This window comes from Mesorhizobium sp. WSM4820, from assembly GCF_055811075.1.
In genome coordinates this window covers 1-22050 of sequence record NZ_JBVVQN010000007.1, presented here as the reverse complement: position 1 = coordinate 22050, position 22050 = coordinate 1, and the positions used below count along the sequence as shown (strand labels likewise).

Sequence of the window (22050 nt, the reverse complement as noted above, 5' to 3'; positions counted from 1 at the left end):
ACAGAAAAATGATCACCATCAACGACACGGTCTTTGATCGAACCTATTTCCGCGACGCGGCGGATCGCATTGCGGCCGCGGTGCAACTCGACAAGCGCGCAGGCGACCGTTTTGCGGTCTGTTTCTCCGAGGCGCAGGATTGGCTGGCGTTCTTCTTTGCCGCGCGCGCAGCCGGCGCCAGCGTGCTGCCGCTGCATCCCTCGACGCCATATGCCGCGGCGCGCCGGCAGGCGGAGACGGCGAAGTGCAACTGGCTTTTCTACAACCGGCTGGAAGGCGAGCCGATCTGCGAGGAGCGCGCCAGCGAAGCTGGACAGCTGCTGCAGATGAGTTCTGGCACGACCGGCGAGCCGAAATGCATCGCGCGCGCCTGGAGCGACATAGACGACGAGATCGACAGCTACACCTCGGCGTTTGTCGAGCCACAGGACATGACCCCATTGATCGCTGGCCCAACCACCCATTCATATGGCTTGATCTGCGGCGTATTGGTGGCGCTGAAGCGCGGCCAGTCGCCCGCCATACTGGACACCGGGAACCCAAAATTCCTGCTGCGCAAGCTGCGCGAAACGGAGCGCCCCTATCTGATCTCGTCGCCGGCCATCCTTCACACGCTTGCAAGGCTTTTGCCGGCCGGCGAGCAGATCCACGCAACGATGACATCCGGCACCCTCTTGCCCGACCCCTGGTTCGGGCAGATCAGGGCCAAGTCCAGGCACATGTTCCAGCAGTACGGCTGCTCGGAAGCCGGCTGCATCGCGATCAACCCTGATGTGCAGTCGGCTAATGAAATCGGCTCTGTGCTGCCGCGCTTCGCGTTGCGCGACGCCGGCACGGCCATTGAGCCGAAGGAAATTGCCGTCGAGCGCAAAGGCGTGGTCGTCGAGACGCGCGACCTGGGCTACCGCCGCGACGACGGCATGCTGGTCTTCCTGTCGCGTCTCGACGACCTGATCAACGTCTCGGGCCTCAACGTCTATCCGAAGGAAGTCGAGGACGTGGTCATGACATTCGCCGGCATTGGCGACGCCGTCGTGTTCCGCAAGCAGGATGCATTCGCGGGCGAGCGCGTCGCGCTCCTGTTCAGCGCCGAACATGCGGTCGACCGGGCGCAGCTTCGGCAATGGTGCGCCGAGCGGCTTGCAGTACACCAGATGCCAACCGAAATCGTTCAGGTGGAGCGGATCCCGCGTCAAGCGAACGGCAAGATCAGCCGGCGCGACGTGGCTGTGCGCTACGGCATGGGCGAATTCGCGCTGGTACGGACGGAGGCAGCCTGATGACCTACGATCAGATAGTCGACGCGATCGGGACGGTCCTGCGCGACAGGCTCGACAACCAGCACATGGATGGCTTCGCGCCGCAAGCCAGGCTGAACGAGGATCTGTATCTCGATTCCGTGCTCATTCTCGAACTCATGCTGGCGCTTGAACTCGACCACGGTGTCGCGCTTCCCGAGGAGGTGGTCAGCCGTCAGGATCTGGACACGGTGGACGACTTGGCGCGGCTGTTCGTCAACGCCTCGGAACAGAATGGAACACTGATTAAGCCGGCTAAGGAACTTGTTCTCGCTTGCGCGGAACAAGAAGCGGCCGAGCGGATCGGCGTGCATGGCGAGGACTTCGTCGACATCAAGGTCCATTGCTTCGTCAGCAATGTCTGCCACGCGGTGAAGCAAAGGCAGCTCGATCATCGACCTTTCTTCTTCGGCGTCTGGGATGCGGGTTTCGCTGTCGATAAAAGCTGGCGGCTGGCGTATCACGCGCCTGAAATCAACCACGACTTCTTCCGCGATTGGTTCGAGCGCCTGTACGGCGCCAAGGTCCGCCAATGGTATCGGCCGGACGCAGCCAAGGTAGAGAACCTGGCGACGATGCTGGAGCTCCTGGAACGCAAGAAGCAGAGCGAGTACCTGATGGTCATGCTCGATCTCTTCCACCTGCCGGAGCGCGAGAACAAGTTCAACCAGAATCCGTTCCCGCACTATCTGATGTTGGTACACACCGAGGATCCGGCGGTTTGGATGGTTCTGGACCCCGATTTCCGCTGGGAAGGCAGGATCGAGAAGCAGAAAGTCATCAATGCGATCATGCAGCCGACCGTTGCCGGCGGCTTCATCTTCGACGCTGCCGACATCAGGAAACCGTCCGCCGTCGATCTGCGCGACTATTTCCTTGCCTGTTTCCATGAAGACGACTATCTGCTGACGCGCGCAACGCGCGAAGTCGTTCGGGCGCATCTGGAAGGCCGCGACGGCGTGAAGCTGCCCGAGTTGTCGATGGCGCTACGCGAGCTGCCGGTCATCTCGATCCGCAAATACGCGCTGGAGCATGGCTTCGCCTTTTTCTGGCGATCGCTGCAGCTTTCCAACGCCGGGTTCGACACGATCTGCGACGACATCGAATCCCTGATCCAGGAATTCAAGACGCTTCACTACGCCATCATGAAGCTCAGCCAGACAGGCGACGAAGCCTTGGCGCCGCGGGTGTTCGAGAAACTCGATATGCTGGACGCGATGGAGCGCTCGCTGAAGCGCCGCCTTGCCCAAACCTATCGGGTGTGGTGCGACACGCGCGGCCTCCTGCACGCGCCGCGCCACGATGTCGAGGACGCCGTCGCATGAGGCTGTCGCTCTGCACGATCACCTTCCGCCATCATCTGCTGTCGCTGGAGGACATCGCGCGATGGGCAGAGGCGAACGACTTCCAGGGCATCGAGCTCTGGGGCGCACACGCGCGCAACATGCAGCATATGACCGAGCGCAACGCCGAATGGATGGCGGCATTCGGCCTTTCCGTACCGATGCTCAGCGACTATCTGCCTCTCGATGACGATCTGGCGTCGCTGCGCCACGCCACGTCGAACCTCTGCCGCCTGGCCGGCCGCTGGGGCGCCCGCAAGGTGCGCACGTTCGCCGGCAAGTCGGCAAGCCGGGACACCTCGCCCGAAGCGCGCTGGCGACTGTCGGCGCGGCTCAAGGACGCCTGCATGATGGCGCAGGACCAGGGCTGCCAGCTACTGGTGGAGACACATCCGGGAACGCTTGCCGATACGCTGTCGTCGACGCAGCGCCTGCTCGAGGAGGTTGACCATCCAGCGCTGGGCATCAATTTCGACACCTTGCACGTCTGGGAAGGCGGCGCCGATCCGGTCGCCGCGCATCGCGCCCTGTTGCCGCATATCCGGCACTATCATCTGAAAAATGTCCGCTCGCGTGCCGACCTCGCCGTCTTCAAGCCGGCAAACGTCTATGCCGCGGCCGGAAAGCGGACGGGCATGACCGCGCTTTTCGACGGCGCGGTGGACTATCTGCAATTCCTCGACGAATTGTTCGAGCGCGAGGAGGTGGACGCCTCACTGGAATGGTTCGGCGGCGACTGCTTCAACATACTCGCCAACGACGCCCGCAACATGCGCCTGCTACGGGCGGACCGCGAAGCACCGGTTCGCGCCGGCGTCGCTTGAGCATCGACAGCGCCGCGCGTCCTTATGGATGCCGAAAGGGCGCTGTAGCACTTTGGCGCACGATCCGTTCCGAAGGCGCCAACGCAGACATCGTTTTTGCAGCCGGCTGGGCGATTGCCGAGGCCGGCGTTTTGCCAGGGATCAGAAGCGCGCGGTGGCGCTCAGCCGGAACGAGCGGCCGGGATCAAAGTGCGGCGCCACCCCGTCGAAATCCTGCCCGTAGGCCGCGCGGTCGGTATAGGCCTCGTCAAAAATGTTGAGCGCGTCGGCGCGCAGCGTGAAGTTCGGCTTCGAAGGCGGCGTCCACTCGACATAGGCGTTCACTACCTCGTAGCCGGGCAGCTCCTTCTTCTCGCTTGCCGGATCGGTTGGATGCCGCACCAGCGTCCTATCGGTTTTCAAGGCGATTTCGATGTCGCCACCGACTTTGACGCCCCAATCGTCGAATGTGTAGCCGGCGCCGATCATCACGATCTGGCCGAGAGGAGTCGTCAAATAGCGGCCGATCTCGGTATCAGCCGGCTTGCCGTCGACGTCGGCATTGATGTCGGCATATTTCACACTGACAAAGCCGGCGTCCCAATCATAGCGGCCGCCGATCTCCCAACCCTTGGAAACGAGATCGAGCGTTCGGATCGAGGTGAAGACAGGCACCGGTGACGTTTCGGGTCCGAACACCGGCAGGCGCGCGTCGTTGATGTCGGTGCGAAACACGTTCGCCTCGAAGGTGAAGCCGTTGTAGCGCGCCTCCAGACCGGCCGTATAGTTGTTCGACGTCACCGGCTCCGGGCCGTCGCCATAGGTCCAGGCGGGGTTCTGGAGGTAGTTTTCAGCCAGCGGAACGCCGCCCCAGACATGCGAGGTCCCCGCCTTTACCGTCAGGAACTCCGGCACAAGGTCATACTCGCCCGAAATGTTGCCGCTGACACCGGCGTTGTTCCAGTCCGAGTCGTCGATGCCGGTGAACCATTGGTGATCGGCGCGCCCGCCGAAGGAAATCCTGGCGCGGTCGAAGGGCTCCAGCCGCGCCTGGGCATAGGCGCCGATATTGGTGGCGCGCTCGTCCGTAAAGAACGGCTCCGTCGGGTTGAGATAATCCAGGTTGGCTTTGTCGTTGTAGAAGTCGAAACCGGCAGTGACGCTGCCGATGTCGAGCGCGAAGCGGTTCTCCACCTTGCCGTTGAAGCTGTTGGTCGCGCCGTCGGTCGGCGACACGATATTGGCGTCGGTGCGGTCCGTTTCCAGCGTCCCGATCTGGGTGCGGCTGTAAGCGAGTACGATCTTGGGGTCCCACCACCCTTCCGGCGACGTATCCGTATAGGTAAAGACCGTGTTCTGGCGGCGAAGATCATAGTTCCGGAGTTCAGGCTCGGCGCCTCGGTCGATATAGACGTTGGCGCGATAGGGGCGCAGCGCGTCGTCGCGGACCTGCTCGTGGCTGAGTTCGAAACGATGGCCCTCGACGCTCTCGTAGGCGATCTTGGCCAGTCCGCTGATCAGATCGGTGCGGGTCCCAGGCATCTCCTGGCCGTTGCCGGCGGTGAAGTTGCCGCCACGGCCGTAATTGATGTAGCCGAGATACTCGAAGCCGTCCTGCCGGCCGAAGCCGCTCACCCCGGTGGTGAACGTCTCGCTGTTGGTGTCCCATATGCCGGTGACGAAACCGCCAAAATTGCGGCCGGGTTCGAGAAGGTCAACAGCGTCCTTGGTCTCGAATCCAAGCGAGCCCGCAAGTGCGCCCGGACCGGCGTCGGCCGGCGCGACGCCTGCCTGCACCGACGCGGCCTTTAGAAGTGCCGGGTCGAGCAGATAGGTGCCGTTGTGGTGGAACACCTTGTTGTTCTGTCGCGACCCGTCGACGGTCACGGCCAGATTGTTCTCATCGACACCGTTAACGTAGATCTTCTGCGTGCTGGGGATCGCGCCGCCGACGGTGATCTGCGGCTCACCGGAGAACACCTCCCTCAAATCCTGCGGTTTCTTGCGGTCGATCTCCTGCTGGTCGATGGTGATCAGGTTGGCGCCGGCCGTCGCGTTGGCGCCCGCCCCCACGTCGACGACGAGAATGGTGTCGAGTTGCGTGCCCCCGGCCGGAGCCTGGGCTTCTTCATTTTCTTCGGACGTGGTCGTCCCGGATTCCGCTTCCGGGGCGGGGGCAGACTGCGCCAGCGCTTCGGGACACAAGAAAATAGACATCGCGGTGCTGACGGTCAGCGCTCGCAACAGATCGGATGACATCGGCTAAATCCCCTCGAATACGGTAGCCCCGGGCTGGCGCGAACCGCGCCTGTTGGGACTGCCTTAACCCATCGGTTGCGCAGCGGCAATAAACTTGATAATAAAAATCCAGTTATGCAAACCGTTGTAACTGCTGCGCTCTTCGAGCGCTGCAGCCGCGGAGCTTACTCAGGCGTGGTGCAGGACGGTCAGCCGACCGGCGATGTTTTCGACCCGCATCGAGAAGCCAAAAATGCTCTCCAGTATATCCGGCCGGATGATGTCGCCGGTTTCGCCCGATGCGATAACGGCGCCGTCCTTCATCGCGACGATGCGGTCGGCGTACGAGGCTGCATGATTGATGTCGTGGAGCACGATGAGCACCGTCTTGCCGTGCTCGTCGGCGATGCGTCTCAGCGTCCGCATCAGGTTTCTTGCATGAAACATGTCGAGGTTATTCAGCGGCTCGTCGAGAAGGATGTAATCCGTCCCCTGGCAGAAGGTCATGGCGAGGAGGGCACGCTGCCGTTGCCCGCCTGACAAGGTGTCGATGAAGCGCAGCGCCAGGTCGCTGAGATCGAACTGTTCGAGCGACGCCGCGATGATTTCGCGGTCTTTCGCTGTCAGCCGCCCGCGGTTGTGCGGGAAACGACCGAACCCCACGAGTTCGGCGACACGCAGGCGGCTTGCGACGCCGGGATCCTGTCGCAGGATGGCCATGATCCTGGCCAACTGCCGGCTCGGCGTCGTATCGACCGGCAGCCCGTCGACGGTGATGCGGCCGCTTTGCAGGGGTCGCAGGCGGGCGATCAACGACAACAGGCTGGACTTGCCAGCGCCATTCGGTCCGACAAGCGCCGTGACGCCGCCCTTCGGCACGGTCAGGCTGACATTATCGAGAATGCGGCTGCCGCCAAGAGCCAGGGAGACGCCTGCAATCTCGATCATCGCCGGCCCCCGGCAAACAGAATGACGAGGAACACGATGCCGCCGACGAATTCCACGACGATGCCGAGGCTGCCTTCCCCGCCCAGAGCATGCTGGAGGATTGTCTGGCCGCCGACGAGCACGATTATCGCCGTGAGCGCGGCTGCCGGCAGAAGGATGGCGTGCCGGTTGGTGCCGACGATGCGCTCAGCGAGCGAAACCACCAGCAGCCCCAGAAACGCCATCGGTCCAACCAGCGCCGTCGACGCCGACACCAACGCGGCGACAACAACCAGCAGCCCGGCAGCCGTGCCGCGCCACGCCACGCCGAGCCCAATGGCTGTGTCGGTGCCCAGCGCGAGCACATCGAGAACATGTCGCGCCCGCCAGGCGATGGCGACACCCGCCACGGTGATCGCGCCGGCCAACAGCAGGAGATCGGGTTCCACCGCATTGAAGCTGGCGAAGACCGTACCCTGCAGTACGGCGAAATCGTTCGGATCCAGCAGCCGCGCCAGCAACGTCGTCAGCGATCGGAACAGCACGCCCAGCACGACGCCGGTCAGCAGCATCAGCGTCAGGTCGAAACGCTGGCGAAGCATCGGCAGGAACAGCGCCAGTGCGAGGCTGGTCATTGCCGTGAAATTGCCGAGGAAGTGCAGGCGCGGATCGATGCCGGCAACGCCGAAACCACTCAGCGCAAATACCAGCGCCGTCTGGCAGAAGACGTAAAGCGCATCCAGGCCCATGATCGATGGCGTGATGATGCGGTTGGCGCAAACGGTCTGGAACACGACCGTCGAAACCGCCACCGCCACGCCGACCAGAACCATCGCAGCCAGCCGCGCTGCGCGCAGTTCGACCACGAAGGCGAGATCGCCGCGCAGGCCGATCGTCATGAAGGCCACGCCGACCAGCACTGCGATCGCCGCCATTATCACGAGGCGGCCCTCGTGCCGCACCAGGCCGCGTTGCATCAAAACTTCAGTCATTGCAGTTTCGGCCAAGCAGCAGGACCAGGAACAGCACCGCCCCGACGACGCCGAGGATCGTGCCGACCGGAACCTCGTAAGGGAAACGGATGAGCCTGCCCATGATATCGCAGGCAAGCACCAGCGCCGCGCCACCGCCGGCGACCCATGGCAAGGTGTGGCGCAGGTTTTCGCCGGCGAAGCGCGATACGATGTTGGGCGCGACAAGGCCGACGAACGGGATCGTACCGACGACGACCACGGTCAGCGCGGTGATGGCCGAGACGATGACCAGGCCGAGCCGAAGCATAGCGGCATAATTCAGGCCGAGCCCTATGCTGACGTCCCTGCCCAGCGAAAGCATCGTCAGGCGGTCGGCCGTCCACCAGGCCAATACGACCAGTGCGCCCGCAACCCACAACAGTTCATAGCGCCCGCGCAGGATGCCGGAAAACTCCCCCGTCATCCACACTTCGAGATACTGCAGAAGGTCCAGGTGCCAAGCGGCAAAGATCGCGGCGGCGCCAATGACGCCGCCATAGACCAATCCGAACAGCGGAACGAGAAAAGGCTGTGTCGGCGGCAACCTATGCGCGAGCATAAGGAAAACGGATGTCCCGGCGAGAGCGGTCACCGCCGCGCCGGCTGCCTTCCATCCAAGCGATGCATCGGGCCAAACCAGCGTCACCACCAGTATGCCGAGTGCCGCCGATTGCGCGGTTCCAGCCGTCGAAGGCTCGACGAAACGGTTGCGGGCAAGCGTCTGCATAACAAGCCCTGCGATGGCCAGGGCGCTGCCGGCCAGAAGTGCCGCCAACGTCCTTGGCAAGCGGCTGATCATGATCAGCCGCAAGGCTTCCGGGTCGGAGGCCAGATTGCCTATGGCGAGTTCGCTGACGCCGACGAACAGACTGGCCACAAACAGCGCCAGCAGGGTTGCGGCGCCGATTGCCTGATAAGCGAAGCCTTGAGAGCCAAGCGATCCGGCGGTCATTGGGTCCGCGAGAAAGCGTCTCGAATGGTCTCAAGCACGCGCTTCGTCGACTGGACGCCGCCTGCGGCGATGTAGAAATCGGCTGCCGGCATGTAGACCACCTGCCCTTTCTTCCAGGCTGTGGTTTCGGCCACCAGTTCATTGTCCAGCGTCGCCCTGGCGTTCTGCTCCTCCGAGCCGATCGCCGCGGCGCGATCGAGCACGATGAGCCAGTCCGGATTGGCGTCGCGGAGGAACTCGAAGGAGATCGCTTCGCCGTGGGTGGCGGCCTCGACATCCTCAACCGCCGGCGTGAGTTGGAGCGCCGAATGCAGCCAACCGAAGCGGGACTCCTTGCCGTAGGCGGTCACCTTCGGGCCGCTGGTCATCAGGATCAGCGCCGTGCCCTTGCCCTTGACGGCGGCACGCGTCGATGAAAGCGCGTCATCGAGTTCCGAAGCAAGCGCCGCCGCCTCGGCCGGCTTGCCGACGAGAGCGCCGTAGGCCGTCAGGCGCTGCTTCGCCTGCGCGAACAGATCATCGCCATTCATTGTCATATCGATGCTCTGCGCAATCCGGCTGGTCGCCGCCAGTTGCGGCGAGGAGCGCCCGCCGACAATGATGAGGTCCGGCGCCAGCGCGCTCAGCGCCTCCAGATCGGGCTCGAAGATGGTGCCGACGATTTCCGCGCCGTCCTTCAACCCGGCGAGTTCGGGCACGTAAAGCTTATCGGGCAAGCCGGCGATCCTCACGCCCAGGCTGTACAATGTATCGACCGCCGCAATGTCGAACACCGCGAGCGTTTGCGGCGTCTTGCCGACCGTTACCGGGCCCTTCGCGGTTTCGATCTCGGTTGCGAACGCCTGAACGAGGAAAAGCGCCAATGCCGGCAAGGCCAGGACCGACTTGAGCCATCTCATGAGCATGCTCCGTATCGCAAACGACGCTTCAATCGCGCCAGGCCAGCGGCTGGAGATTTTCGCGGAAGGCGAACCGGACGAGATGCGACTCGATGACCTGCTTGGTCTCGGTCAACGCGGTGGTGTCGGCCGCTTCCACCACTATGTCCAGCCGTTCGAGAACGGCATTCATGGTAACCGTGCCGCAGGAGAACCGGCACTGCCCATGCCCATCGCCATAGGCGACCTCGACCTTGTGCGCGAAATGCTTGCAAAGCTGCTGGAGATATTTGCCCGCATTCGGCGTTTCGCAGCGCGTGGTTGCAGTCAGCATGGAGACCTCATAATATGATGTTTACACTCCACTTATCGTAAGCTATCCGTTCGGACAAGTCGGCGCCGCTGAGCAGTCGCCGCAAGAAATGCCTTTAACGACAGCCCTCGCATAGCCATGCTTCCTGGCAGGCCAGCCTTCGAACAGAAAAAGCGTCCCCATGCTGCGCAGATTTTTCGCCTACTACCGCCCCTGGAGAGGTCTGTTCATCCTGGATTTCTGCTGCGCGGTTCTGTCTGGCCTGCTGGAACTCGGGTTTCCGATGGCCGTGAAGCTGTTTGTCGACGAGTTGTTGCCGACTCAGCAATGGCTGCTGATCCTTGCTGCGTCGGCCGGCCTGCTTGCCATATACGTGGTGAACACCGGACTGATGGCGGTCGTGGTCTACTGGGGCCATATGCTCGGTATCAACATCGAGACCGAGATGCGCCGGAAGAGCTTCGATCACCTGCAGAAGCTCTCGTTCCGCTTCTATGACAATCACAAGACCGGCCACCTCATCGCCCGGGTCACCAAGGACCTGGAGGAAATCGGCGAGGTTGCCCATCATGGCCCGGAAGACCTGTTCATCGCGATCATGACGTTCATCGGCGCCTTCGCGCTGATGTTCCTGGTCAATCCGCAGCTTGCGCTGATTACGGCGGCAATTGTGCCGCTGGTCGCCTGGGTGACAAGCCGCTATGGCGCGCGCATGACGCGCAACTGGCAGGCGCTTTACGGGCGGGTCGGCGATTTCAACGTTCGCATTGAGGAGAATGTCGGCGGCATGCGGGTGGTGCAGGCTTTCGCCAATGAAGACCACGAGCGCAACCTGTTCGCGCGCGACAACGCCAGCTACCGCAAGACCAAGCTCGATGCCTATCGCATCATGGCCGCAAGCACGTCGCTGAGCTACATGAGCATGCGGTTGATCCAACTGGTGGTGATGATCGCCGGAAGCTATCTCGTGCTGCGTGGCGAACTTTCCAGTGGCGGCTTCGTTGGCTTCCTGCTCCTGGTCAATGTGTTCTTCCGGCCGATCGACAAGATCAATTCGGTGATTGAAACCTATCCGAAAGGCATCGCCGGATTTCGCCGCTATGCAGCCCTCCTCGACACTGAGCCGGACATCGCGGATCGGCCCGGTGCATTTGACGCACCGATGCTCAAGGGTGACATCAGCTACCGGGACGTCAGCTTCGGCTATAGCGGCGAACGGCCGGTTTTGAAGAGCATCAATCTCGACATCGCAGCAGGACAGACCATCGCCTTCGTCGGGCCATCCGGCGCCGGCAAGACGACCCTGTGCTCGCTGCTGCCGCGTTTTTACGAGGTCGACAGCGGCGCCATCACCATCGACGGTCTGGATATCCGCGATATGACGCTGGCCTCATTACGCGGCCAGATCGGTATCGTGCAGCAGGACGTGTTCCTGTTCGGCGGCACGATCCGCGAGAACATCGCCTATGGCCGGCTGGACGCGGTCGAGAGCGAGATCGTCGAGGCCGCGCGCCGCGCGCGCCTCGACGAACTCATCGCCTCGCTGCCGGAAGGGCTCGATACGATCATCGGCGAGCGCGGCGTAAAGCTTTCGGGCGGTCAGAAGCAGCGCCTGGCAATCGCGCGCATGTTCCTGAAGAACCCGACCATCCTCATCCTGGACGAGGCGACGTCGGCACTCGACACGCAGACCGAGCGGGAGATCCAGCAGTCGCTGGCAGAGCTTGCGCAGGGCCGAACGACGCTGGTGATCGCGCACCGGCTGGCGACGATCCGCAATGCCGATCGCATCGTGGTGGTCGCCGATACAGGCATCGTCGAACAAGGTCCGCATGATGAATTGGTGGCGCGCGGCGGCGCTTACTCACGACTGGGCGCGGCTTCAGATTAAATCCGCCGGGCGTGAGGTGAATCCAGGCGGCGGGCGAACCCGCCGCCTGGAAGTCTAACTTCGACCGTGTGGCCGAACGCTGTTATCGGCTCCCCCAAATCCCCTGTCCGTAACCCGGTGCGGGCTTATCGAAGGTCGAATTTCCAGCCGAGGTCGGTACGCTGTCGCCCGTGTCGACACTCGCTGTGCCGCTCGGGTCGACAGGGTAGCCGTTGTCGGACGCCATCGAATGGTGACCGGTCTTCGGATGGCCATGGCTGTAGTCGGAGCCATAGTGGTCGCTGCCGGCAAAAGCCATGCCGGAGGCAAACAGCAAGGTGGCAGTGGCAAGAACGATCTTGAGCATTTCAATTCTCCATTTTTTGAGAGTTAAGCGTGTGGCCTCGACGCGCCGTGCCCCGCACCGCATCGATGAGGCCGTCTTTTCATGCCCTTCGGGCAAACCGACCAACCGCGATCCTTAGGGATGTGCGGCGGCAGGTTGTTCAGCGCACGGTCTCTTGTTGCGTTCGTGCGCTGTTCGGTGGGCTGCCCAATGGCAGCCGAGATCATCACCAATCGGCAGTGTCAGCGCGGCCGTAAGAATGTCGGCTGTTCCCGATCAGCCGTCGCGTAGCGGGGTTGACGTCTGCCCCTTGTCGATCATGGCGTTGCAAGAGCCGGCGAGCCCCTTCATGGCCCGGGTGGTTTTGGCCAACAAGGCTCGCGCGGAGCCGGTCGGGGAAATCGTATGAAGCAACTGGCCTGTGCATTTTGAACCTCAGGTTTCGGAGCAAAAAATGTCGACCCTCGCCAAGACTAGATGTTCGATCTTAGGCTCTATATATTTTCGTTTCGTCCGTTTATTCTTTCACGTCTTCGGATCTTACTGTCATACACCGCTTCCGTTTCATGCGTTTTTCTGCATCGCGGTGGGAGTGTTTCGTTTGTTTCAGAGGCACGCGCGACGAGGCGGGACGCATTTTGTGGATGGTCGTCCTCGATGGCGCGACACCGGCTTGCGCATGCCACAGGCCTGTCCGCCTCGCTCGACCCAAGGACGGACAGGCTCAGCCTCGGCTTACGGCCGGATGTTGTGGTTGACGCGGAAGAGGTTCGCCGGATCGTATTTGCGCTTGGCCGCGACGAGCCGCTCATAGTTGGCGCCGTAGGCGGCGCGTACACGCGCCTCGCCTTCATCATCCATCATGAAGTTGATATAGGCGCCACCATGCGGGTTGTGCTTGTGCACTGCAGCCCAATACTCGCTTGCCCAGCGCCTCAGCTCCGGCGCCTTCGTCGGGTCGGGGTCGATGCCGGCGATAGCCATGGACCAACGCGCTCGCCGCGCTCCCCAGGCGGTAGCGTCCGGAGCCACTTCCTGGGCCGCTCCGTCGATGGGGTAGAGATGCATCAGCGACAGTTCGCTCGGCGTCTTCGAGCCGTGCTCGGCATGGGCTGCGATGGCCGCATCGGACAGCTCGTCGACATAATCGCCCTTCCAGTACCACTGCAAGCCCTTCGGCAGCAGCGGATCAAACAGCGCCTGCAGATCGACGAAGGGCATCTGCATCATACCGTCCATCAGTGGCCCGGGAAGCGCGTCGCGCACGGGCTGCATCGCCCGGATGCCGTCCTCCTCCGTGCCGTTGTAGCAGCTGATCAGCGCGCAGACGCGCCTTCCCCAGATCTCGCGCGGGAAAGGGTCGCAGGAGGGCACCGTCTTGATGCCGAAGAACATCCCGAGCTCTCGCGGCGCTCCGGGCAGGAAGCCGCGGTACCAGCGCATGATCTCTGCGGTATGCTCGATGTCGAAGAAGATCGGCCCGGCATAGACATCCTTCGCCGGATGCGCCTGAAATGTGAAGCGCGTCACGACGCCGAAGTTGCCGCCGCCGCCGCGCAGCGCCCAGAACAGCTCCGGGTGTTCGTTCTCACTTGCCGTCACGACGCTGCCGTCGGCCAGCACGACCTCGGCCGCAAGCAGATTGTCGATGGTGAGGCCGTGTTTGCGCGTTAGATGGCCAGTGCCGCCGCCCAGCGTCAGTCCGGCGATGCCTGTGGACGAGACGAGGCCAGCCGGCACCGCCAGCCCATGAGCGCTGGTGGCGCGGTCGACATCGCCTTGGGTGCAGCCGGCCTCGACGCGGACCGTGCTGGTCCCGAGATCAATATCGACCCGATTCATCGGCGACATGTCGATGACCATTCCGCCGTCGCAACTGCCGAAGCCGGGACCGCTGTGGCCGCCGCCGCGAATGGCAAGAAGCAACTGCTTGTCCCGGGCATGATTGACTGCCGCGACGACATCGGCGACCTCGGCGCAGGGGATGATCCAGCGCGGCCGCTTGTCGATCATGGCGTTGTAGAGCCCGCGAGCCTCTTCATAGGCCGGATGGTTTTGGTCAATAAGGCTCGCGAGGAGCCGGTCGGGGAAATCGTGCGAAGTAACTGGCTTATCCATATTGAACCCTCAGGTTTCAGAGCAAGACGCGTCGACACTCGCCAAGACTAGATTGTTCATCCTGGGCGCTGGACATTTGCGCTTCGCCGGTTGAATCTGCCGCATCTGCGGCTCTTCTTGTCATACACCGCCTTCGTTTCAGGCGTTTTTCTGTGGTGTGGTGGGAGTGTTTCGTTTGTTTCAGCGCGCGCCCCACGGGGATGACAGGCGACACGTCAGCGCCGGCGATGTCTCCCACGCGCCGAAACAGTTGAAACAAATCACGCGTCGCCCGAACGCGTGCTGAAACAAAGAGGGGCTATTATCCGCCCTCGCGGGATCACGCGAACAAAGGGAACGACCATGCGGCCTGATAATCCGGTGCCATCCACACACACAGGCTATGCCCTTTTTGACGCCAACCATGTTCTCGTCGACAGCAATCCGCAGATATTTGGAAGCCGGTGGCTCGACCGCGGCGAGATGCAGCCGACGGACGCCATTGCCGCAGTCGCCGAAGCCCTCTCACGTCTAAAGAGTTTCGACGGCCGCCCCATCGAGCCGGGCAACGCATTTGTTGAAAGCGCCGCGGCGCGATGGACGCAAATCGACGACGCTCCAGTTGAAGCCGAGACATTGGATGGCCGGTGGAAGTTGCTCACCGCACATCCTCGGCCGGATGGCGGCATGGCCCTGGTAAGCGTCGACATTACCGAGATGAAGCGAGCGCAGATCGCGCACCAGGAGAACGCCGAGATATTCCGCTGCATCACGGACAGTCACCCGCTGCCGGTTTGGGTGGTGGACGCGGGAAGCGGGCAGATCCTCTACGAAAGCCTCGATGCGTCGAACCTGCTTGGCCGAAAATGGACGCCGAACGAGCCGCAATTCCTGACGGATCATTTCGTGAATTCTGGCGAATTCGATGAAATCAGTTCTCTCGCCAGCAACAGCGAGATCGTCCGGGATCACGAAATCCAGCTTAGAAACACAAGCGGATCGGCCGTCTGGTGTTCGACCAACTGCCGTCGCGGCGTCTACGGCGGGCGCCCCTCGCTCATCATCGGGGTATTGGACATCACGGAACGCAAGCAGCGCGAGGATCTGTTCGGTTTCCTGATCAAGCATCATCCGTTGCCGGTATGGATGAACGACGCAAGTTCGGGGGAACTCATCTACCAGAGCAATGCTGCCGAACGGCTGCTTGGATGGAGCAAGAAGGCGCAACGCGAGACGGTGCGGCTTGGCGATTACTTTGTCGATCCCGAGAAGCACCGGGAAATCCATCGCGAACTCATGCAAAAGGGCGTCGTCGAAAATTGCGAGGTGCTGCTTAAAAGACCCGACGGCCAGGAGTTCTGGGCCACGGGCAATCTCAGGATTGTCGAGTTCCAGGGCCGGCGAGTGGTTCTCGCCGGCATCGCCGATGTGACCAAGCAGAAGAAGCGTGACGGCGAAGTCGCCGCGGCGCGGGAGATGCTCGCAGACGCCGTTGAATCACTCTCCGAGGGATTTGCGCTGTACGACGAAGACCACCGCCTGGTCATGTGCAACAGCCTTTACCGCGAACTGAACCACCAGGTGCGGGATCTCGTCGAACCGGGGGTGGAATGGAACGAACTCCTCCGCGAATCCGCCAGGCGCGGCGTGTACCGCAATGCGGTTGGGCGCGAGGATGAGTGGCTCGACGAGCGGCTCCAAAGCCGGATCGAGTTCCACTCCCATTTCGAGGTCCCCCTCTCCGACGGCAAATGGCACTCGATATCGATACATCCCACCGATCTTGGCGGCTTCGTCGTAACGCGCACCGACATCAGCGAGCGCAAGAAGGCCGAGGCTTTCGAGCGCGACGCCACGACGCTGCTGCAAAAGGTGCTCGATGCCTGCCCTTCGCCGATACGCATGACCACGTTCGAGGGAGAAACGCTCTACCGCAATCCTGCTACCAGAGATCTCTACGCCGACCGTCCTCGGATAACCGACCATTATGTCGATCCAGACAAGAGCGCAGTATTGGAGCGCACCCTGATCGAAAAGGGCAGGATCGATGATTTTCGGGTCCAGCAGTACGACACCGAGAACAAGGCCTTCTGGGCTTCGATTTCCGCTCGCCTGATCGATTTCCAGGGAAGGCAGGTGATCGTGTCGAACACGACCGATATCACCGGCATGATCGCCGCCCAGCAAGAAACGCGCAAGGCGAACGAACGGCTGATCGACGCGATCGAATCTCTGGCCGAAGGGTTTGCCCTCTACGACAGCAACGATTGCCTGGTGCTGGCCAACAGCAGGTATCGCCAGATGCACGCGATAAGCGCGGATGTGCTCGTTCCCGGGGTGAACTGGTTCGATTTCCTGCGCGTGACCGCAGAGCGCAACCAGTTTCCGGTTCCACGCGACAAGATCGACGACTGGCTTGCCGAGAGAGCACGGGACCGCCGCGAGTTCCGGCAACAGGAATTCCGTCATACGGACGGGCGTTGGTTTTTTGTCTCGAACTGTCCGACCCGCGAAGGCGGGTTCGTGGTTACCCGTGTCGAGATTACAGAGCGCAAGCGGGCCGAGGAGGCGGCCAAGGAAGCGGATGAACTGGTCCGTAAAGTCCTCGAAGCCTGCCCCGTCAACATCCAGATGACCCGCGCGCATGATGGGAAGCTGCTTTACCGCAGCCCCGCCACCGTTGAACTGCTCGGCGACGTCACCAGCGCCGTCGACTATTATGTCGATCCTTCAGAGCGGATCCGATACGTTGAGCGGCTGCTCGCGACGGGATTAGTCGACGATTTCGAAACCCAGCTCAAACGCAAGGACGGTGGAACCTGCTGGTGCTCGGTTTCGTCTCGACTGATCGATTACCACGGTGAGAAGGTGATTGTTTCCCACGCCTACGATCTCACCGACCGGATAAAAATGCAGCAGGAATTGGAGCGGCAGCGCGAGACGCTGCACCAGAACGAGAAAATGGCGGCGCTCGGTGGATTGCTGGCCGGGGTGGCGCATGAGCTCAACAATCCGCTCTCGGTGGTGCTTGGCCTGTCATCGCTGATGAAGGAGACCGCTGCCGACGCCAAGGTCGTCGAACGCGCCGACAAGATAAGCAAGGCAGCCGAACGCTGCGCCAGGATCGTCAAGACATTCCTGGCTATGGCCAGACAGCAGCCGACGCGAACCTCAAACGTTGCGATCGATGACATCATTTCCGAAGCGGTCGAAGTGGCGACCTATTCGATTCGATCGTCGGACATCGGGCTTTCAGTTCATCTTGAACCTGGTCTTCCCCCGATCTGGGCGGATCCCGATCAGCTTGGCCAGGTGCTGATCAACTTGCTTGTCAATGCAGAACAGGCGTTGCATGGCTGGGAAGGACGACGGACAATCACGGTTTCAACGCGGCTTCATCCCACAACCGGCAACCTAATCGTCAGCGTTGCCGACACGGGTCCGGGAATTCCCAAAGAGATACTTCCCCGCATTTTCGAGCCGTTCTTCACGACCAAGGAGATTGGGGCAGGGACCGGGATCGGGCTGTCCTTCTGCCATCGGATCGTTCAATCCCATGGAGGAACCATCGAGGTCGAATCCCCCGAAGGGGGTGGCTCGACCTTCATACTTTCGCTGCCTGCTTCGGACCGTCTCGACGAAGGAACCGAAACGGCCGAAGACGAGCTCCCGAATTCGACCGGCATTGCCTGTCTGGTGGTGGACGACGAAGAGGAAGTGGGTGAGCTGGTTGCTGAGGTGCTCAGGCGAGATGGTTTCAACGTCACCATTGCCAGATCCGGCGAAGAAGCGCTGCTGCACCTCAAGAACCGCACTTTCGCGGTGATCCTGAGCGATCTGAAAATGCCTGATATGGACGGGCGGGGATTGTTCAACCAGATTGCCAAGCTCCATCCGGCTGAACTCGACAGGTTAGCCTTCCTGACGGGGGACACAATCAGTCCGGACGCGCAGATGTTCCTGCGCGCCGCGAAACGGCCCTATCTCGAGAAACCGATCAAACCGAACGAGCTCCGTTCGTTTGTCTCTAATCTGGTCAACAACAATGCTTGACAGACCCGTTGATTTGCACGTCACTTTAGAGGCAGCTTATCCATCAGGCTGGTTGCTCGGTGGTCGATCTTGACGACGCACGCACATGTAGTGGTCTGCGATGACGAACCGGATATCCGCTACACGGTAGCGGAATATCTGGAGCACCATGGCTATGCCGTGACGCCCGCCAACGCGGGGCCTGCCCTGCGTGAACTTATTGAGAGCCAGCACGTCGATGTGGTCATATTGGATATCCGAATGCCAGGTGAGGATGGCCTCTCGCTGGCGCGATATCTACGAGAGCACTCAGACGTTGCCATTATCATGCTGACCGGATCGGCGGAAATCGTCGACCGCGTTGTCGGATTGGAGATTGGCGCCGACGACTATGTCGCGAAGCCCGTCGACCTGCGGGAGCTGCTGGCGCGGGTCAAGGCCGTGCTGCGCAGGACATCGGCGAGCGAACGCGCTGCGGGGAAAGCGAGTACTCCGGGCCCTCACCAGCTCCAGTTCGGCAAGTGCCGCTTCGACCCGGACGCACACAAATTATACAACGCCGAGGGAATCGAAATAGCGATCACCCCGATGGAGTTCCGGCTTCTGAAAGTATTCAGCGAACATCGCGGACGCGTACTCAACCGCGATCAACTGCTCGAACTCGCCCATGACCGCGGGTGGGATCCCTTCGATCGCAGCATCGACATTCGCGTTTCGCGCCTGCGGAAGAAAATCGAGGTCGATCCCTCCAAGCCGGAGGTGATCAGGACGATCCGCGGCATGGGTTACCTCTACGCTTGAGCGCGCCACTGGCTGGTTGAACCAGCGCCTCGGCCCCTGCGGCTTATGCGGTTTGTGGCTCCAGGGGGGGTAGCCCTCTCAACCTCTGATCTTCGGGTGCGTTTCTACTATGACGTGTGGCACTGAAGCGCAGTTACCGGCCAAGCATGTTATTTTCAACCTGGGATTGCGTGTCGCAGCCGGGGTTGCGAGGCTGCGACACGTTTCCTGAGCCGACAACGACGCCGGCACCTTAAGAGCGGGTCAGAGCCGTTCGATGCCGAGAAAATCCGGCGCTCCCACCCAGGCGGCCTTGAAGCGCGCATCCATCTCTTCGGCGTCCGCTGTCCTGCCGGTCCTGCGGAAAACCTCGCGCAGGCCCCACAACGCCCAGGCGTTGTTTGGCGTCTGTTCCAGGACGTGCGCGAAGGCTGCCGCGGCCACCTCGTACTCACCCATGGCCATGTAGACCGCGCCGAGGGTCTGTCGGACCGGATAATACCAGTAGGCCGGTTCCATATAGGCAAGGCCGTCCTCGATCGCGACCGCCGCCTCAAGCTTATCGCGCGCTTCCCGCAGGTTGCCCTGGTGCTGGGCAATGCGGGCCTCCACGATCAGCGCGCTCAATTCCAGCAAATCCGGCGCCGGAAGTCCTCCCGCCGTTTCCGTGGAAAAATCGGTCTCGGCAGCGAGCTTGCGGATTGCGGCGGTCTCGGCGCGCGCCGCCTCGCTCGCACCCTTTGCGGCGAAGGCGACGCCCCGCGCATATCGCCAGGTTGCCTTGACATAAGGCAAGGCGTTTGCCGGCAGCGGCAGCGCGAGTATGGCCTCGGGATCGCTATACTGGGCGTGGGCAAAATAGGTCGCCGCCTTGATCGGCTGCAGCCCGGCCACCTTGCTGGCCGTGGTATTGGAGACCAGCGATTCGAGCTTTTTGGCCGCCTCGGCGATTGCCTCGACGTCGCCCGCCATCTGTGCGGAGGTCATCAGGAAATGCAGGTTGTGCGGATAATAGCCGTCCGTGTAGACACCGGGCGTGCTCTCCGGCGCTATGCCGACGCGCTCGAAATAGGCCTCGTCCGCTGCCACCGCCTCGCGGTTGATCTCCAGGCTGTCGATCCACCGGCCGACCTGGTGATAGATGTGCGCTGGCATGTGCACGATGTGTCCGGCGCCGGGCATGAGGGCGGCAAGCCGGTCGGCATGAGCTTCGGCCCTTTCCGGCGTCGTGGATGCTTCGACGGCATGGATATAGAGATGGATCGCACCGGCATGATCCGGATTGCGCGCCAGCACCCGCTCCAACAAGGCCACAAGCTTGACCGTGTCCGGCTTTGGCGTTGCCCCGCCGTCAAGCCAGTAGTCCCACGGCATCAGGTTCATAAGCGCGTCAGCGTAGAGCGTGGCGATCTCGCCGTCCTGCGGGTGGCGGTCTGCCAGTTCCGCCATCGCCGCGGCATAGGCCTCGTTCAGGGCACCCTGATCGGCCGAAGTATCGGCGCTGTAGCGCTTGGAGAGCGCGGCGATAAGATCCTTTTCCCGGCTGGAGGCGAGGTGCGCTAGCTTGCGCGCCTGCGCGACGGCTTCGGCAGCATTCGCTGCCGCCTCCTGGCCCATGCCGGCGTTGATGTTGGGGCCGAGCACGTAGGCCTCGCCCCAGAAACACATGGCGCAGGTCGGGTCCAGCTTCTGCGCGACCCTGAAAGCGCGTTGCGCTTCGGCGTGGTTGAATGCCCACGCCCAGCGCAGGCCCTGATTGAAATAGGCCTGCGCCAGCGGGTTGGCGGTGGTGACAGGGTAGGAATGACTGCCGAGGTTTTCGACTAGCGGGACGCTTGTCGAATCCTCTGCAACCGCCGCCTTGGCCTGGCGGTGCGGAACGCCCGTTTCATGGGCATTCGCGGCGGGCGCCGCCAGAAGGGCGGCCGCGCTCGCACAGGCCAGTAGCGGGAGCCTAAATGAAAGCTTCATGGTTCAGCCCGCCTTGTCTTCTTGGCCGCGCTGCAAGCCGCGGACCACCAAGCCAATCTCGGACCGGCTGATCCCGATGTCCTTCAGGAGGGCATCGTCCATTGCCGCAAGGGTCCGTTCCGCCATGCGGTGAATCCGGTAATTCCGAAATGAGCGGTAAGCTGTTCGCATTCTCGACATCGCAATACTCCATTGATTGGCGCCGCGGGGTGCAGCGGTGCCGTTGGATTTAAACCATCGCTGTTTCAGGGGTTTTTCCGCGCCGAACTCGAAGTGTTTCGTTTGTTTCAGTGCCGGGATGGACTTTTGAGAAGGAGTTCCATAGTCCGACCGACGACACTCAAAACCACCTCCTCAACGAGGCGGTGGACCAGCCAGCCGCAGCGGAGTAAGGCAGCGGGTTGGGTCATCTTACCAAAGTGCGTGGCGCAGCATGACGTGCAAGCGTTGCGAATGCGATCAGACCGGCTATCGGTGGAGTACGCATGAAGAAGACTGTCGTTAGAGTCGTCTGTGCCATTGGCCAAGCGGGGCAGCTCGGCCTCAACGGCGGCCTTCCCTGGGAAGGCAACCGGTCGCCGGAGTTCGTCGCCGACGTTGCACGATTTTTCGACCTGACCAGAGGACACGTCTTGCTCGCCGGTCCCAAGACGATCGCGAGCGTTCCGGATTTTGCGCGCGCGGATCGGGACCTTGTCGTCGTTCGCTCCAGCATGGATCCCGAGGCCACACTCCAGCGCTTCGTCGGCCGCGTCGTCTTCATCGGCGGCGGTCCACCAGTGTGGGACGCCTACGCGCGCTTCGTCAGCCATTGGGATATCACGCGGCTGCCCTATGACGGACCGGCGGACCGCTGGTTCGATGCAAAATGGCTTACGGCGGGTGGCGAGATTGCCAGAAATCACAACGACCCCAGAAATCACCGCGACCAATGAAGGCTCGGCTCACAGCGGGCACCGCGATGGAACGATCGCGGTGCCCGTAGTCTGTACCCGCACATTTAGCAGTTCGCCCCAGTCTGCGGATCGCACGCCTTGTTTTCTTGCTGCTGTGGTTTGGGCTCGGCCTGTTCCGGCTCGGCCTGCTGCTGCTCGGCGGCGGGCTGCTCCTCAGCCTTCGGCTTCTCAGGCTTGGCCGCCTGTTCGGGCTCGGCCTGCTCCTGCTCGGCGGCGGGCTGCTCCTTGGCCTT

17 protein-coding genes and 1 pseudogene are annotated in these 22050 nt (G+C 62.1%); 7 read left to right on the top strand and 11 right to left on the bottom strand.

The annotated features are described in order from the left end of the window. Positions 1–8 precede the first annotated feature (8 nt). Genes AC0L2R_RS13215 through AC0L2R_RS13205 form a run of 3 tightly spaced genes read left to right on the top strand, consistent with a single transcriptional unit; the run spans position 9 to position 3465 of the window. The gene (locus tag AC0L2R_RS13215) at positions 9–1280 is read left to right on the top strand and encodes an AMP-binding protein (RefSeq protein ID WP_473509399.1); all 1272 of its coding nucleotides are present in this window, start codon (positions 9–11) and stop codon (positions 1278–1280) included. Next, positions 1280–2623: a DUF6005 family protein gene (locus AC0L2R_RS13210; protein ID WP_473509397.1), complete on the top strand. Its 1344-nt coding sequence runs from the start codon at positions 1280–1282 to the stop codon at positions 2621–2623. Before AC0L2R_RS13215 ends, AC0L2R_RS13210 begins: the two co-directional genes overlap by 1 nt. Beyond that, positions 2620–3465, top strand: coding sequence for a sugar phosphate isomerase/epimerase family protein (locus AC0L2R_RS13205; RefSeq protein WP_473509395.1), 846 nt, complete (start codon positions 2620–2622; stop codon positions 3463–3465). Before AC0L2R_RS13210 ends, AC0L2R_RS13205 begins: the two co-directional genes overlap by 4 nt. 141 nt (positions 3466–3606) lie before the next feature. Here the strand turns inward: AC0L2R_RS13205 and AC0L2R_RS13200 are convergent, their stop codons facing one another. From AC0L2R_RS13200 to AC0L2R_RS13175, 6 genes are all read right to left on the bottom strand, one after another. Beyond that, positions 3607–5703 (bottom strand): TonB-dependent receptor domain-containing protein, encoded by a 2097-nt coding sequence (locus tag AC0L2R_RS13200; protein ID WP_473509394.1) that lies wholly within the window; start codon positions 5701–5703, stop codon positions 3607–3609. Between the two features lie 168 nt (positions 5704–5871). Then, on the bottom strand, positions 5872–6630 hold the full coding sequence (locus tag AC0L2R_RS13195; protein WP_473509393.1) for an iron ABC transporter ATP-binding protein: 759 nt from the start codon (positions 6628–6630) through the stop codon (positions 5872–5874). Then, positions 6627–7601 carry an iron chelate uptake ABC transporter family permease subunit gene (locus tag AC0L2R_RS13190; RefSeq protein ID WP_473491630.1) on the bottom strand — a complete coding sequence of 325 codons (975 nt, stop codon included), beginning with the start codon at positions 7599–7601 and terminating at the stop codon, positions 6627–6629. The genes AC0L2R_RS13195 and AC0L2R_RS13190 overlap by 4 nt, the downstream gene beginning before the upstream one ends. Next, the gene (locus AC0L2R_RS13185; RefSeq protein WP_473509391.1) at positions 7594–8574 is read right to left on the bottom strand and encodes an ABC transporter permease; all 981 of its coding nucleotides are present in this window, start codon (positions 8572–8574) and stop codon (positions 7594–7596) included. The genes AC0L2R_RS13190 and AC0L2R_RS13185 overlap by 8 nt, the downstream gene beginning before the upstream one ends. Next, complete coding sequence (locus AC0L2R_RS13180; protein WP_473509389.1) at positions 8571–9473, bottom strand: siderophore ABC transporter substrate-binding protein; 903 nt, start codon at positions 9471–9473, stop codon at positions 8571–8573. The genes AC0L2R_RS13185 and AC0L2R_RS13180 overlap by 4 nt, the downstream gene beginning before the upstream one ends. A 28-nt stretch (positions 9474–9501) precedes the next feature. Continuing rightward, positions 9502–9786, bottom strand: a complete 285-nt coding sequence (locus tag AC0L2R_RS13175; protein ID WP_473509387.1) for a DUF2218 domain-containing protein — start codon at positions 9784–9786, stop codon at positions 9502–9504. A 160-nt stretch (positions 9787–9946) separates the two neighbouring features. On the opposite strand from AC0L2R_RS13175, the gene AC0L2R_RS13170 reads away from it, so the two are divergent. Beyond that, the gene (locus tag AC0L2R_RS13170) at positions 9947–11656 is read left to right on the top strand and encodes an ABC transporter ATP-binding protein (RefSeq protein WP_473509385.1); all 1710 of its coding nucleotides are present in this window, start codon (positions 9947–9949) and stop codon (positions 11654–11656) included. An 82-nt stretch (positions 11657–11738) separates the two neighbouring features. Here AC0L2R_RS13170 and AC0L2R_RS13165 read toward each other — a convergent pair whose 3' ends face one another. Beyond that, positions 11739–12002 (bottom strand): hypothetical protein, encoded by a 264-nt coding sequence (locus AC0L2R_RS13165; RefSeq protein WP_473509383.1) that lies wholly within the window; start codon positions 12000–12002, stop codon positions 11739–11741. Positions 12003–12716: 714 nt separating this feature from the next. Continuing rightward, positions 12717–14099, bottom strand: a complete 1383-nt coding sequence (locus AC0L2R_RS13160; protein ID WP_473509381.1) for an FAD-binding oxidoreductase — start codon at positions 14097–14099, stop codon at positions 12717–12719. Between the two features lie 342 nt (positions 14100–14441). Here AC0L2R_RS13160 and AC0L2R_RS13155 point away from each other — a divergent pair, with 342 nt between their 5' ends. Together AC0L2R_RS13155 and AC0L2R_RS13150 are read left to right on the top strand one after the other, a co-directional pair. Then, positions 14442–18131 (top strand): PAS-domain containing protein, encoded by a 3690-nt coding sequence (locus AC0L2R_RS13155; protein WP_473509379.1) that lies wholly within the window; start codon positions 14442–14444, stop codon positions 18129–18131. Between the two features lie 69 nt (positions 18132–18200). Then, positions 18201–18911, top strand: a complete 711-nt coding sequence (locus tag AC0L2R_RS13150; protein ID WP_031255152.1) for a response regulator — start codon at positions 18201–18203, stop codon at positions 18909–18911. Positions 18912–19154: 243 nt separating this feature from the next. Here the strand turns inward: AC0L2R_RS13150 and AC0L2R_RS13145 are convergent, their stop codons facing one another. Beyond that, a complete protein-coding gene (locus AC0L2R_RS13145; RefSeq protein WP_473509377.1) occupies positions 19155–20861 on the bottom strand; it encodes a tetratricopeptide repeat protein in 1707 nt (568 codons plus the stop codon). Between the two features lie 3 nt (positions 20862–20864). Next, positions 20865–21032, bottom strand: coding sequence for a DUF1127 domain-containing protein (locus AC0L2R_RS13140; protein WP_128172270.1), 168 nt, complete (start codon positions 21030–21032; stop codon positions 20865–20867). A gap of 314 nt (positions 21033–21346) precedes the next feature. Here AC0L2R_RS13140 and AC0L2R_RS13135 point away from each other — a divergent pair, with 314 nt between their 5' ends. Beyond that, positions 21347–21796, top strand: a complete 450-nt coding sequence (locus AC0L2R_RS13135) for a dihydrofolate reductase (RefSeq protein WP_023799722.1) — start codon at positions 21347–21349, stop codon at positions 21794–21796. A 65-nt stretch (positions 21797–21861) separates the two neighbouring features. Here the strand turns inward: AC0L2R_RS13135 and AC0L2R_RS13130 are convergent. Further along, positions 21862–22050, bottom strand: a pseudogene (locus tag AC0L2R_RS13130) (hypothetical protein); the annotation flags it as partial.

Excerpts from the sequence above, each read along its gene's own strand:
- AC0L2R_RS13215 (WP_473509399.1), top strand. The coding sequence starts at position 9 with ATGATCACCATCAACGACACGGTCTTTGATCGAACCTATTTCCGCGAC.
- AC0L2R_RS13210 (WP_473509397.1), top strand. The coding sequence starts at position 1,280 with ATGACCTACGATCAGATAGTCGACGCGATCGGGACGGTCCTGCGCGAC.
- AC0L2R_RS13205 (WP_473509395.1), top strand. The coding sequence starts at position 2,620 with ATGAGGCTGTCGCTCTGCACGATCACCTTCCGCCATCATCTGCTGTCG.
- AC0L2R_RS13200 (WP_473509394.1), bottom strand. The coding sequence starts at position 5,703 with ATGTCATCCGATCTGTTGCGAGCGCTGACCGTCAGCACCGCGATGTCT.
- AC0L2R_RS13195 (WP_473509393.1), bottom strand. The coding sequence starts at position 6,630 with ATGATCGAGATTGCAGGCGTCTCCCTGGCTCTTGGCGGCAGCCGCATT.
- AC0L2R_RS13190 (WP_473491630.1), bottom strand. The coding sequence starts at position 7,601 with ATGACTGAAGTTTTGATGCAACGCGGCCTGGTGCGGCACGAGGGCCGC.
- AC0L2R_RS13185 (WP_473509391.1), bottom strand. The coding sequence starts at position 8,574 with ATGACCGCCGGATCGCTTGGCTCTCAAGGCTTCGCTTATCAGGCAATC.
- AC0L2R_RS13180 (WP_473509389.1), bottom strand. The coding sequence starts at position 9,473 with ATGAGATGGCTCAAGTCGGTCCTGGCCTTGCCGGCATTGGCGCTTTTC.
- AC0L2R_RS13175 (WP_473509387.1), bottom strand. The coding sequence starts at position 9,786 with ATGCTGACTGCAACCACGCGCTGCGAAACGCCGAATGCGGGCAAATAT.
- AC0L2R_RS13170 (WP_473509385.1), top strand. The coding sequence starts at position 9,947 with ATGCTGCGCAGATTTTTCGCCTACTACCGCCCCTGGAGAGGTCTGTTC.
- AC0L2R_RS13165 (WP_473509383.1), bottom strand. The coding sequence starts at position 12,002 with ATGCTCAAGATCGTTCTTGCCACTGCCACCTTGCTGTTTGCCTCCGGC.
- AC0L2R_RS13160 (WP_473509381.1), bottom strand. The coding sequence starts at position 14,099 with ATGGATAAGCCAGTTACTTCGCACGATTTCCCCGACCGGCTCCTCGCG.
- AC0L2R_RS13155 (WP_473509379.1), top strand. The coding sequence starts at position 14,442 with ATGCGGCCTGATAATCCGGTGCCATCCACACACACAGGCTATGCCCTT.
- AC0L2R_RS13145 (WP_473509377.1), bottom strand. The coding sequence starts at position 20,861 with ATGAAGCTTTCATTTAGGCTCCCGCTACTGGCCTGTGCGAGCGCGGCC.
- AC0L2R_RS13140 (WP_128172270.1), bottom strand. The coding sequence starts at position 21,032 with ATGCGAACAGCTTACCGCTCATTTCGGAATTACCGGATTCACCGCATG.
- AC0L2R_RS13135 (WP_023799722.1), top strand. The coding sequence starts at position 21,347 with ATGAAGAAGACTGTCGTTAGAGTCGTCTGTGCCATTGGCCAAGCGGGG.